This is a genomic window from Gilliamella sp. ESL0405 (assembly GCF_019469205.1).
Taxonomy (GTDB): Bacteria; Pseudomonadota; Gammaproteobacteria; order Enterobacterales; family Orbaceae; genus Gilliamella.
In genome coordinates this window covers 353,107-366,132 of sequence record NZ_CP048265.1, presented here as the reverse complement: position 1 = coordinate 366,132, position 13,026 = coordinate 353,107, and the positions used below count along the sequence as shown (strand labels likewise).

At 37.0% G+C, this 13,026-nt stretch carries 15 protein-coding genes; 7 read left to right on the top strand and 8 right to left on the bottom strand.

Going from position 1 to position 13,026, the window contains the following annotated elements; translation table 11 throughout:
* Positions 1–30: 30 nt before the first annotated feature.
* Entirely contained in the window at positions 31–579 is a 549-nt protein-coding gene (gene srlA / locus GYM74_RS01695) for a glucitol/sorbitol-specific PTS transporter subunit IIC (RefSeq protein WP_220218774.1), read from the bottom strand.
* 268 nt (positions 580–847) lie between these two features.
* On the opposite strand from srlA, the gene GYM74_RS01690 reads away from it, so the two are divergent.
* The 5 genes from GYM74_RS01690 to GYM74_RS01670 all read left to right on the top strand — a co-directional run bounded on the left by GYM74_RS01690 (position 848) and on the right by GYM74_RS01670 (position 4,422).
* Complete coding sequence (locus GYM74_RS01690) at positions 848–1,402, top strand: Dps family protein (protein ID WP_220218773.1); 555 nt, start codon at positions 848–850, stop codon at positions 1,400–1,402.
* 77 nt (positions 1,403–1,479) lie between these two features.
* A complete protein-coding gene (locus tag GYM74_RS01685) occupies positions 1,480–2,028 on the top strand; it encodes an NADPH-dependent FMN reductase (RefSeq protein ID WP_220218772.1) in 549 nt (182 codons plus the stop codon).
* A 73-nt stretch (positions 2,029–2,101) separates the two neighbouring features.
* Positions 2,102–2,773 (top strand): DNA mismatch repair endonuclease MutH, encoded by a 672-nt coding sequence (mutH, locus tag GYM74_RS01680; RefSeq protein WP_220218771.1) that lies wholly within the window; start codon positions 2,102–2,104, stop codon positions 2,771–2,773.
* A gap of 394 nt (positions 2,774–3,167) precedes the next feature.
* Complete coding sequence (locus tag GYM74_RS01675) at positions 3,168–3,689, top strand: PTS transporter subunit IIC (protein ID WP_220218770.1); 522 nt, start codon at positions 3,168–3,170, stop codon at positions 3,687–3,689.
* The gene (locus tag GYM74_RS01670) at positions 3,622–4,422 is read left to right on the top strand and encodes a PTS transporter subunit IIC (protein WP_220218769.1); all 801 of its coding nucleotides are present in this window, start codon (positions 3,622–3,624) and stop codon (positions 4,420–4,422) included. Before GYM74_RS01675 ends, GYM74_RS01670 begins: the two co-directional genes overlap by 68 nt.
* A gap of 96 nt (positions 4,423–4,518) precedes the next feature.
* On the opposite strand, the gene argA is transcribed toward GYM74_RS01670, so the two are convergent.
* The 7 genes from argA to GYM74_RS01635 form a co-directional block, all read right to left on the bottom strand.
* Positions 4,519–5,847: an amino-acid N-acetyltransferase gene (gene argA / locus GYM74_RS01665; RefSeq protein ID WP_370634043.1), complete on the bottom strand. Its 1,329-nt coding sequence runs from the start codon at positions 5,845–5,847 to the stop codon at positions 4,519–4,521.
* Between the two features lie 328 nt (positions 5,848–6,175).
* A complete protein-coding gene (locus tag GYM74_RS01660; RefSeq protein WP_220218767.1) occupies positions 6,176–7,456 on the bottom strand; it encodes an MFS transporter in 1,281 nt (426 codons plus the stop codon).
* Between the two features lie 91 nt (positions 7,457–7,547).
* The gene (locus tag GYM74_RS01655) at positions 7,548–8,747 is read right to left on the bottom strand and encodes an MFS transporter (protein WP_220218766.1); all 1,200 of its coding nucleotides are present in this window, start codon (positions 8,745–8,747) and stop codon (positions 7,548–7,550) included.
* Between the two features lie 294 nt (positions 8,748–9,041).
* Entirely contained in the window at positions 9,042–9,554 is a 513-nt protein-coding gene (gene aroL / locus GYM74_RS01650; protein ID WP_220218765.1) for a shikimate kinase AroL, read from the bottom strand.
* Between the two features lie 212 nt (positions 9,555–9,766).
* The gene (locus GYM74_RS01645; RefSeq protein WP_220218764.1) at positions 9,767–10,120 is read right to left on the bottom strand and encodes a DUF1870 family protein; all 354 of its coding nucleotides are present in this window, start codon (positions 10,118–10,120) and stop codon (positions 9,767–9,769) included.
* Between the two features lie 148 nt (positions 10,121–10,268).
* Positions 10,269–11,099, bottom strand: coding sequence for a shikimate dehydrogenase (gene aroE, locus GYM74_RS01640; RefSeq protein ID WP_220218763.1), 831 nt, complete (start codon positions 11,097–11,099; stop codon positions 10,269–10,271).
* Positions 11,100–11,387: 288 nt separating this feature from the next.
* Positions 11,388–12,287, bottom strand: coding sequence for a LysR family transcriptional regulator (locus GYM74_RS01635; RefSeq protein WP_220218762.1), 900 nt, complete (start codon positions 12,285–12,287; stop codon positions 11,388–11,390).
* Between the two features lie 300 nt (positions 12,288–12,587).
* Here GYM74_RS01635 and rpmB point away from each other — a divergent pair, with 300 nt between their 5' ends.
* Together rpmB and rpmG are read left to right on the top strand one after the other, a co-directional pair.
* On the top strand, positions 12,588–12,824 hold the full coding sequence (rpmB, locus tag GYM74_RS01630) for a 50S ribosomal protein L28 (RefSeq protein ID WP_220218761.1): 237 nt from the start codon (positions 12,588–12,590) through the stop codon (positions 12,822–12,824).
* Positions 12,825–12,839: 15 nt separating this feature from the next.
* Complete coding sequence (gene rpmG, locus GYM74_RS01625; protein WP_034884348.1) at positions 12,840–13,007, top strand: 50S ribosomal protein L33; 168 nt, start codon at positions 12,840–12,842, stop codon at positions 13,005–13,007.
* The last annotated feature ends 19 nt before the right edge of the window (positions 13,008–13,026 follow it).

The window sequence follows — 13,026 nt, the reverse complement described above, 5'->3', positions numbered from 1 at the left end:
GTATTCCTTCTTATAATGATTGATAAATATTTAGAGATGAACTTTTCTGTCTAATTTGATACCCATTTTTTTCTCAAAAATGGCGGTACAAAAGTCAGTTATCCAACCCCTAAAGAAGTTAGTGACAAGACCAACAAGAAAATAGCTAACCGCTAGCGGTCCTAATGGAAGATTTAATTGGGTTAAACCAGCGGCAATCCCTAAATAGACAAACAGCTCACCGGGATTAACGTGGGGAAATAGCCCATTCATGGAGTGGCAACTATAGGAAGAAGCTGCATAATAACTTGGCTTGTAAAACTCTGGCATAAAGCGACCTAAACTTAATGTCATTGGATTACAAAATACAAATGTGCCAATTAAAGGTAATAACAGATAGCGTGAAATCGGATTACCGGCACAAGCTTGCGCTAAACGCTCAATCCGATCTTGCCCAATAAATTTAATTAGCGCATTCATCACAACGAGTAACGAAATTAACAATGGCAAAATGGCTGTTACCATGCCCACAAACACTTTGCCGCCCTCTTGGAATAAACCTATGAACCATTCGGCTCCAAACGAAATTGCATCAATCATATTGTCTCCTATTGAGTTAAATTTCGAAGGAATAGTAACAACTTTAAAAATCAAAAACTTTTAACTTTGTCACATTTTGAAATATTTTCTTTTATTTTGAAAGAAAATATTTAAAACAAAAGTTAACTTTAAAAGTTTTACAGATTCATAGATTGCTAAAATAGCAGTGATAGTCAACAATAGCTGTTTTTTATTGGACTTTGCTTCATAGTTAGCGTAATTTGATACTACAAAGCGTTTTTATTATAAATTTAGAGGAGAATCTAATATGGCTAAAAGCACTAAAAGTACCAAAAGTACGACTTCTGCAAAAAGGCTCCAACAAAAAGCAATTTTGTTTCCAACTGATTTAGGGCAAAAAGCATCAAGAGATATTTCCGGCGCAATGAATTCCGTTTTGGCAGATGTATTTGCCCTTTATTTAAAAACTAAAAATTTCCATTGGCATGTCAGTGGTCCACATTTCCGTGATTACCACTTAATGTTAGATGATCATGGTGAAGAATTATTTGCAATGACAGACCCTATTGCAGAACGTGTACGTAAATTAGGTGGTACGACATTACGCTCAATCGGTCATATCTCAAAATTACAAAGTATTTCTGATAATGATGCTGATTTTGTTGAACCGTCTGATATGCTTGCCGAACTTTGCCAAGATAATATTAAACTCACCGAGCGCATGCGTGTTGCTCATGATATTTGTGATAAATATAACGACTCAGCAACAGCAAGCTTGATTGAAGAGTGGATTGACCAAGCTGAACGCCGTGCATGGTTCTTATTTGAAACCGGTCGTCGACTTGATTCATCTGGTCACTAAACAAATATTATGCTCAATTATTACAACCCATAAGAGACACATTTGTGTCTCTTAATCCAAATTTAAGGGGTCGACAAATGAGTAAAAAAATTGCTGTATTGGTTGGAAGTCTGCGTAAAGATTCGTACAACTTAAAAGTTGCTAAAGTTTTACAACAAATTGCCCCACCTTCTTTATCACTATTAGTCATTGAGATCGGCGATCTGCCGTTATATAACGAAGATATCGATACCGACAACCCTCCCGCTTCTTATACCCTTTTCCGTCAAGAAATTACCGATTGCCAAGGCGTCATTTTTGTCACACCGGAATACAATCGTGGTTTACCGGCAGTAATTAAAAATGCGATCGATGTTGGCTCTCGCCCTTATGGTAAAAATGCCTGGGCGAAAAAACCTGCGGCGGTAGTTTCCGTATCACAAGGTGCGATCGGCGGTTTTGGTGCTAATCATCAACTACGTCAATCTTTAGTCTTTCTTGATATGCCTACCTTACAACAGCCTGAAGCGTATATCGGCAATATCAATACTGCTTTTGATGAAAACGGTAATATTAGCGAAAAAACCAAAGCATTCCTTTCACAAATTATTAATAGTTATGCCAGTTGGATTGAAAAGCTAAGCTAATAAGCCTTTCTTTTACGATTCACAGTCAATATAATTGACTGTGTTTAATCCGTTCGCTGGTAAGAATTGCTTTATGACACTGTTTTTTCCCAAAAATGAACAAGAATTACTAAATCGAGCCAAACTGGTTGCCGGCTACAGCTTTGGTGAAATAGCACAATATTTAAATATTGCAATTCCCGCTAATTTAAACAAGCAAAAAGGTTGGGTGGGTAATTTGCTTGAAACATTTTTAGGAGCGAATGCCGGCAGTAAAGCGCAGCAGGATTTTGCCGACTTAGGCATCGAGCTTAAAACCATTCCGGTTGATAAAGAAGGTGAACCGTTAGAGACCACCTTTGTCAGTGTCACACCGCTCATGGCAAATTACGGCGTTATTTGGGAAACCAGCCACGTAAAATATAAACTTAATAAAGTCCTTTGGATCCCAATCGAAGGTGAAAGATCCATTCCCCTTGCTGAACGTAAAGTCGGCCACCCTATCTTATGGACACCCACTGCCGAGCAAGAACAGCAACTTAAACAAGATTGGCAAGAATTAATGGATATGATTGCCCTAGGACAAGTTGAAAAAATTACAGCCCGCTATGGCACTTATTTGCAAATTAGACCGAAAGCGGCTAACGGCAAAGCATTAACCCAAGCAATTGGCGAACACGGGCAAATAATATTAACCCGACCAAGAGGCTTCTATCTAAAAAAAGCATTTACCCGACAAATCCTCAATTGTGTCATCAACGATTAAATATTTTATCGCCTAATACAGCTTTTTCCCAAAAAACTTCAATCGTTCAATTTTCTAACTGTTTTTATCTAACCGTTTTTCTCACTAACACTACTCATCTTTTAAGAACTCCTCCTGAAAAATTAGTCTTTTGATTTTTATGATTATTCTATAAAAAAGGTCTTCCCACTCCCCACACCTTGCCAAATAACAAAGCAAATAGCCTAGTCTCAACAATTTTTAATCTTTGTGATTGTTTTTGTCGCAATGAGTTTCAGCTTATAACCGGTTGTTTAGTGTCGCACTGTAACATTTTGATGCTTACTTTCGTTAAATTGTGATCCCTAACACAATTACAAAACAATGTTTTAATTATAATAAATTTTAGTTTCAATATTGTTTAGGGAGTAAGTATATGGACCTATTTTTAAATATTTTTGGGCAACCTGCGATTATTATCGCTTTAGTCGCTTTTATCGGTTTAGTTTTACAACGGGCTAAATTATCAAAAATCATTACCGGAACGCTGTTATCTTTTATTGGATTTGTCTTAATTAAGACCGGTGGCAAGATACTTGGTGGCGTATTGGTGATGTTTAGTAATATGTTTACCCACGCATTTGGCATGCATGGCGTAGTACCGAGTAACGAAGCTATCACCGCCTTAACAATGGAGTCTTTGGGCGCAAGTGCGGCATTTATCTTATTTTTTGCCATGATTATTAACTTGTTATTAGCCCGTTTCACTCGGTTTAAATCGATCTATTTATCACTGCATCTCATTTTGTTTATGGCATTTTCCTATACTGCGGTGCTTAAAGGTATGGGCTACGACGGTGTGATTATCGTGGCTTCTGGTGCCATAATTATTGGCTTTTATATGGCAATATTTCCTACTTTGCTCTCTCGCTTTAGCCAAAAAAATTATTGGCCATAACGATTATTGCATAGCGCATGCCGGCACTATTTCTTACTTGATTGGCGCCTATAGCGGTCGGTTAATTGGCAATGCCAAAAACGATATTGAGCAGATTAAAATTAACGACCGTTTTAGCTTCTTAAGGCAAGCTGATGTGGCAACTTTTATCACGATGTTTGTTTTGTTGTGTCTCTCTGGATTATTTTCACAACCGGAATATTTAAAACAGATATTGAAGAATAATACCTTTATTATTTTTGCTTTGGAGCAGTCAGCTATTTTTGCCGGCGGTTTATATATTGCTAAAAAAGGGGTGGCTATTTTTACCGAAGAGATTATTCCGGCTTTTAAAGGCTTTGCACAAGTTGTTGCGCCTGGTTGTGTGCCAGCCGTTGATCCTATGGTGTTGTTTGATAAAGCGCCAAACTGTGTGTTGGTCGGGTTTATCGTCAGCTTTTTTACTGAAGTGGCTTGCGTGGTGATTTTTCCTTTTATTGGTTTACCCATTATTATTCCGGGAATTATGGCAAGTTTTATAACTGGCGGAACGGCAGCTATTTTTGGTAATTCAACCGGCGGGGCGATAGGTGCAATAATTGCGGCGTTTATCAATGGGTTATTATTGTGTATTTTACCGGCTTTAGCATTACCACTTTTCGCCTTTTTAGGGGTTGAAGGGGTCACTTTTGCCGATCCGGATTTTACCACGCTTTCACTGCTAACCGAAGGAGTGATGAAACTGTTTCATTAATATTATAGGTGCGCCATTTAGCCTATATTCATTGTATCAATTAGCCATTGGCTAGGTAAAAAAAAGTCCGCCGAAGCGGACTTTGGGTTGAGGCAATTATAAAATATCTAACATTAAAATTTTGGAATTACGCTGATAGTTGTACAACTGTTTCTTTTTAATCGGTAAATCATCGACTTGAGCAGGATTAAAGCCTTTTTCTCTAAACCAATGAATGCTGCGGGTAGTTAAAACAAAGATTTTCTCTAATCCTAAACGATTAGCACTTTCAGCGATTTTTTCAATTAACAGATCGCCTCGTGAGGAGTTACGATATTGTGGATGAATGGCAACACAAGCCATTTCACCCATTTTTTCATCCAGATATGGATAAAGCGCAGCGCACCCAATTGTCATGTTATCCCGCTCGATTATGGTAAATTTATCAATTTCGATCTCTAATTGTTCTCTTGAGCGTTTAACTAAAATGCCTTGCTCTTCCAATGGGCGTATCAGCTCTAGGATGCCACCGATATCGTTAATGGTTGCTTGGCGAACTTGTTCGGAGTGTTCCATGGCAACTTGCGTTCCAATCCCGTCCCGAGAGAATAACTCTTGTAAAATCGAGCCATCAACCAGATAACTCACTAAATGACTGCGCCGTACACCATTACGGCAAGCCTTCGATGCTGCACGTAAAAAGCGAGCTTCACTCGATAAGTGTTTTCCTTGTAGCGCTTTTTGATCGACGTAATTATCGGCATCGATTGGAAACAGATCAGTAATAACATGCCCTTGTTCATCAAGCACACCTTGTTCGGCACAAAAGCTAATCAGCTTATCGGCTTTTAATCGAATGGCAACCTCTGCTGCGACATCTTCTGATGCTAAGTTAAAACTCTCACCGGTAACAGAAACTCCCACCGGTCCTAATAAAACAATCGAGCCTCGATTTAATTGTTCATCAATCGCTTCACCATTAATCCGGCGAATTTTACCGGTATGACAATAATCAATGCCGTCATCAACACCGAGTGGCTGGGCAATGACAAAATTACCACTTACCACATTAATATGTGCACCTTGCAACGGGGTATTATTCAAGCTCATCGATAAACTGGCGGTAATATTAAGCTGTAATAGCCCGGTGACCTGTTTGATGATGTCAAGGGTGGGAGCATCGGTGATGCGGGTGTTTTTATAGTATTTCGGTTCGATATTGTGTTGTTTTAGTGATTCATCAATTTGATTACGAGCGCCGTTAACAATGACCAATTTAATGCCCAGACTATACAGTAGACCAATATCGCTAATGATACTTGAATAATTATTACTTTTTAGAACAGCGCCGGTTAATAAAATAACAAACGTTTTTCCATGATGTGCATTGATATAAGGGACGCTATGCCTTAACCCTTCAACTAATTCAGTTGTTCTTTCTTTCATCATTACAACCACCAAAATGAATATTTATTCAGATTTTGTGTATTTTTATTTATTTTTAGCGGATTAGCAAGTAATATTTGTTAAAATATAGACAATATTCAGTGCTAACTTAGCGGTAGCAAAGGGCGATGAAATTCGGCAAAGTTCAGGTTAGATAATGTTTAAAGGTGAAATAAGGTTACATTACCAATAGTTAAAAAGCACACCTTTTTTGAGGTGTGCATTTTTATTGAGATAATAGAAATTATTTTAAATAGTGGTGTTAAATATAGTTATGATCAACTAAATACAATTCTCTGTCACCCCTATTTCAGCGTGAATATTTTGCTTATTTTGCCACATTAAAAGTTTTACGATAACGCATCAGCACAATCAGCGCCATTACCGTACCTAAGCCGGCAAAGAAGGCATCAGTAAGCATAACGTAACGCAAACCATACATCGTTGATACCCAGCCGATTATAAATGGAATAACCATGGTGGCAAAGCTTGAAGAGGTAAAGAAAATCCCCAATACTTTACCTTTACCGGACGGGAAAAACTCCGCCATAGTGGTGAGTGCCAATTGTAATACACCACCTGCTGCGGTAAATCCAAGCACAAACCCGCCGACAATACACATCATTGGGGTCGGATAAGAATACAAGGCGATCAGCATAAAGGTAGACAGTAACGGATAGAGCACCACAATATAAACAGGTCTAATTAAGCTTTTAACTAAAATTGATGTTAAAAAGACGCTAGCAAGTGTGCCGATACCATATGCAGAAAAAGCTTTAACGGCACCTGCGGCATCCATATCTGCAACCGTTTGTGAAAAATCTTTCAAACAAGAAGAGACTAAATAAAATGTTGCCGTTGAGGTAAAACCAATGACAATAAAACAGATTCCTTCGATCATCCTATTTGAATTCTGTTTCAACGTTGCAGGATTTTTTTCTATGGTTTGCAGATCTTTTACTTCCTCTTCCGGCGTAATTTTATGGTTAGGGAATGGCATTTTAAGCACGATTAGCGCATTTAAAGCCAGAACAACACAGCAGAAGATAAATGACCAACCATAATACCCCTGGCTTGCCATAATAATCCCCATAATCAACGGTAAAACCGATTGACCAGCGGCAATCGCCGCTTTAGTGAGAATAGAAGCCGATCCCGGTGATTTCGGGAATGATTCCATTAATGCTGGGTATGTACCTGCATCAAGTGTTGAGTTGGCAATACCGCCTAATACGGCAAACAAGAAGGCAATATCAGCGTTAGGGCTAAATAAAATGCCAAGCAAGAAGCCAATATAAAATAATCCACCTAAGGCAATAAATGGTTTACGTCCATACTTATCTGATAATGTTCCCATGACAAATAACACGAGTAAACGACCAACACCTAATCCCATCATCACGTTGTAAACACTCTGTTTTGCCTCACCAATTTGGCTCAGCTGATCGGGCGTGAGTGCATCTTTAGCGATATTAAACAGATACGCTACTTGCGGATTAAATTGCGCGGCTAAATAGTCAATATTTAAACCAAGAATGATTGCGCCCATTCCATGCACAAAATAGTTCATATACATACAAACCGCTGTGCCTAAATATTTATTCTTCATCTATTTACTTCCTATATAAATTATGTAAAAACGCCTGAGTTTTTATTACAAAAGTAGGCGAGTATTTTGTAATTTTGTCTCTTTTTGCGATTTATATTTTGTTGATATCAATAACTTTTTTAAACCGATAAAAAACAATCGATCCTAAAATGACACTTAACATAGCGATAAAAAAGTCGAGCAAAATTGCGTAACTAACGTTAGTCATTGCCAGTTTCGGTACAATACGTGGTATAACAACGAAAGTCAGTCCACTAAAGGTGTACATACAACCGACCGCTAATCCTTTACGGGTTGGGAACATTTGCTGCATCACAACCAGTGTGAGTTGCAATACGCCACCAGCAGCAGTAAAGCCCATGCCGATAGCGGCAATAAGGCACATTAATGGTGAAATATTGAAATAAAATAAAATCAGAACAATGGCAGATAGCGCCGGCAATATAATGATACAAAAGATCGGTTTTAAGAATCGTTTTACGATAAATGCTGTTGCAAAAACCGAAATGATCGAAGCCGTACTGTAACAGCTAATCAGCAGGTTGGCGTCATCATCAGACATATTTACGCTTTTCATTGCGATAGTGGGTAACCACTGTAAGATAACAACGAAAGTTGCTGTGGTGGTAAATCCCATCAGCGTTAATAAAATGCCTTCAATTTCAAATCGAGGCGTAGCTTTAAAATAGTCCCCTGAACCTTTACTCCCTTTGATAGCGGTGTCTTTATGCGGAAATTTTTGCGGGAGTATTAATAAGCAATTAATTAAGAGATAAAAAGTGAAACCCCAAAATGCCCAGCCATACCATATGTGATTGGAATGAAAAAATGTGACAATAAAAGGAAGGACTAAAGAACCAATTGAGATAAATGCTTTAATCAGTACGCTTGCTGAGCCTGCCGAATTAGGAAAACATTCCGTTAATGCCGGCATTGAACCGGTATCTAAAAATGAGTTTCCGGCACCGACTGCAATAGCTAAACAAAAGGCGACATGAATATTAGTACAAAAAGTCATGCCGATAAAGAAAATGGCATAGCAACTCATACCTAATAAGATAAACAGTTTTCGCCCAAATTTATCTGATAATAACCCGCCAATAAACATTAGACCTATCTTGCCAATTCCAATACCGGAAGCGATATAGCCAAGATCAACAAGATCGGCATTGAGTTGGGTAAACAGATCTAGGGAGAATTGCATTATTACTATCAGCGCAATACTTTGAATAATATAATTAGCATAAATTGAACCGACAATTCCATATGAATTGACCTTTCGATTATCCATTGGTAATACTCCATATTTTAAAATTGAAAACTTTAACTACATTCAATATACAAGTATCAATATTAATCTGAAAGCGATAAGTACAAATTTATTGCTAAAATTTAACCTGCGTCACATTTATTTATAGATTTTAAACTATTTATAAAAAAAATAGCATGTTTTTGCGCAAGAATCATTCTTATACATAAAATTATTTTATAAGATTAGTAAAATCTATTCTTTTTTATTATCAAAAAAAATACCACGTTTAGGCGGTATTTTTAATAATGATCATGATAAGAATGATGATTAATATTAATTTTGTAATACTGTTAATATTTGAGCGAGAATCTGACTTTCATCCTGATCGACATTGATAACATGATGTGCTGCATCATGATAGAGTGGTAAGCGGTCAGCTAATACTTTTTCCATTTCATCAACAATCGATAAACCTGTCAAAGAGGGGCGCTGGGCAACATTTGGGTCTTTCATTAAACGAGCCGCTAGCGTTGCAGCTGGCGCAGAAAGAAAAATCACAATGCCATTTTCTTTCATAAAATCTCGATTATGATCAGCCAGTACCATTCCCCCGCCAGTTGCAATAACACGATTGGGCTTTGTTGTATCAACAAGTACTTGGCTCTCTCTTGCACGAAAACCTTCCCAACCCTCTTTTTCAACTATTTCAGCAACGGTTTTTTGTGTGGTTTCAAGTAGATGACAATCTGTATCAATAAAAGAATACGCTAACTTGTTGGCTAACATCTTTCCCATCGTGGTTTTACCTGCGGCTCTTGCACCAACTAAAAAAATTGTATTATTCATTTTTTGTCCTTTTAGATATACAGATCTCACAATATGCTAACTATGCTAGTGATTCACTTGCCATTTTGCAACATTTATTTTACATTTTATTTGATAAATATTTAACGTTATGAATTTATTTAAATTAATCACAAAATAAAATGCTCAATTTTGTAAACTAAAGTTTACATCGTTGATTTTTATAATCTGCTATATCCTATTATGGTTGCCAATTAGCACAGCTTTTCTAAGCCACGAAAATAGAGCTCAGTGGCTATGGATTGGTGCAATCGCCATTGAATAACGTCAAGATCGGGATTGACCTTTTTAAACTCGGCATAAGTCATAAAATAACGAATCGTATTGCTACCGACGCGATCATTAATGCTATTAATGATGATATTGATTTTGTCACTTCGCAATTTTTTCAGTTCTTGCATGGCATTTGCCACCGATTCCGGCACAGGTATTGAACCGTTTTCCCATTCATGCCATGTGCTAGCATCCGTTTTACCAATATATTCACTTGCCTCTGGCACTTTTAACATCAGAAAACGACGATATGCCTGTAATTCTAAATTGGTCATAATGACTCCTTTTGATAACATTTTTCATTTATACAACTCGCTAACACCCTATTTATTTTTCAATAGTTGAACTAAACACCTAGAGTGAAGTGTATAAATTTATTATTGATGCACCAAACAAATGCGGTTTGATGCATACTTTTTTGATCTATTTTTCAGCTAAAGCATCGATGACCGCTTGTTTGGCTTTTTCAGAAAGGTCTTTTCCTGTCCAAATTTTAAATTGCGCATTTGCTTGACCTATAAACATTTCACGCCCTGATATCGAGTCCCAGCCAGCTTTTTCTGCTGCTTGTCGGAATTTTGTATTATAAGGGGTGTAGACAATATCATAAGCCACACCTTTGCCTTTAAACCAATCTTGTTCGTAAGGTGTTTGATCTTCAAATTTACCTTTCATTCCTAGCGGCGTTGAGTTAATAATAATTTGTGCTTCAACTTTATGACGATCTTCCCAGGCAACAACCTTGAGGTTGAACTCTTTGGCCAAAGCTTCCGGTAAATCGGTTACAATATCGGTAACAGTGATATCGGTATAGCCTAGATCATGCAATCCAACCACAGCGGCACGCGCTGCGCCACCGGCACCAAGTAATAAAACTTTTTTATACTCTGGTGGTAACTTTTTCTGTTCAAGGGGCTGCATAAAGCCAACAATATCTGTGTTATCACCACAAAGCTTATCGCCATCCCAATAAACTAAGTTTGCTGCCCCAGCTTTTTTTACATGTTCAGTTACTTCATCTAAATAAGGGATAATTGTTTGCTTATGTGGAATGGTGACACATAATCCCCTTATATTAAGTAATCTGACCGATTTAAACAGAGTTGCAATTTCTTCTGGTGGGGTAGGAAATGGGACTAAAACTGCTGGAATGCCATAATCTTGAAATGATGTCGTATGAATTAGTGGGCTCATACTATGCCCTAAAGGATAACCGATAATGCCGTATATGCTATATGACGTGAACTGGCTCATATAATCTCCTTGAAAGTTAGAAAATTAAAGCGAATAAATAAAATCTTTATCAAGAGTATTAAAGCATATTTATTATAAAATTAAATCATTTTTTCTTAATTTATAGATACAGTTAATGTTTTGTTTTATAACAATATGTTTAATATATAAAAAATAATTATTCCGACTTATTGACTGAAAATTTTCTGACTTGCAAGGCGATGATCGTAGCCTGATTCTATTTGGCATTTGTGCCAAATAAAATCAATCTGATTTAATGCTACCTGCAATATTGTTAATTATTGGCTATCACCGGCCAAAGATTGCATCATCGCTATGTTCGATTAAAAAGTGGTAAAATTTTTGTGCCGCAGGCAAAAGTGGTCTGTTTTCCATGGTGGCAATAAAGATATCTCTTTTTTGATAGTTTTTACTCATCGGCACCAGCGTTACGTTAAACTCTTCAGGTATCAACACTCTTGGCATAATACCGATACCATAATTGATTGAAACTAATCCCATCATGGCACCTTCTGTTTCTACTCGACAAGCTATATTGGGTTTTACCCCTGTTTTATATAACATCTCATCAACGACATTTTTCATTCCACTTCTTTCGGTAAATAAGATTAGCGGTTCGTTAATCAGATCTTTTAAATCGAGTTTTTTACGTTTCGATAACGGGTGATCGTTAGAAATTATAAATACCAGTTCTTGTTTAGTTAATTTTTGAAAATGAACATCGGGTTCATCTTGCAAACGGGAACAGATCGCAATTTCATATTTTTTTGCTTTCAACCCTTCAATAATATTTTGTGACATTCCTTCATAAAATGAGAAAGTAATATTTTTATTGTCCGGTTGATCTAAGAAAGCTTTAATGATTTTTGGCATGTAATTGGTACTTATAGAATAGATGAAAGCTAGCCCGATATGCCCATGCGAAACGCTGGTTAGCTCTCTAACAAATTGTTCACCTTCCGACAAAGCGCTTAATGCTTGTTCTACATAAGTTAGATACTGCTTACCCTCTTTTGTCAGTTCGACGTTGCGCCCTCGTTTTTGAAACAGTTTGATTCCTACTTCTTTTTCAAGTTCTGAAATTGAATGACTTAAACTAGGTTGGCTAATGGAGAAATATTCTGATGTTGATGTGTAATGTTGTGTTTTAGCCAGTACCTGAAAGTACTTTAATTGTTTTAGATTCATGTCATCAAACTCTCTTAACTGATCTGTGCCCAAGACAGTATAGGAGAATTTTAGATTTACACAATATTTGTCGATTATTTAAATTTACCTTGTCGCTACTTATTTTTCGCATAAAATAAGATAATACTTGAGAATCTTTGCATAAAAGCGTATACTTCGCTACCTCATTATTATGGGTGTAGTGTGAGAGGTTAGTCTGCTTCTCAGATAGACTGCAGCAAACTAAAAGCCTGACGAGGTTAATTCCATTAACATATTACGCCCAAGGCTTAAGCATAGAAATTTCGGAGAATTATTGACATGTCACGAGTATGCCAAGTAACAGGAAAAAAACCTTTAGTAGGGAATAATCGTTCTCATGCGATGAATGCTACTAAACGTCGTTTTCTACCAAATCTTCAAACTCACCGTTTTTGGGTTGAGAGTGAAAAACGTTTTGTAAAATTACGTATATCTGCTAAAGGTATGCGAACTATCGATAAAAAGGGTATTGATGCAGTTTTAGCTGAACTTCGTGCCCGTGGTGAAAAGTACTAATAAGGAAACCATATCATGGCTAAAGGTGTACGTGAGAAAATTAGATTAGTTTCTTCTGCTGGTACCGGTCATTTTTATACCACTAGCAAAAATAAAAGAACAATGCCTGAAAAAATGGAGATCAAAAAATACGATCCTGTTGTTCGTCAGCACGTTGTTTATAAAGAAGCTAAAATTAAATAATTTTACTTTTAAATAAAAA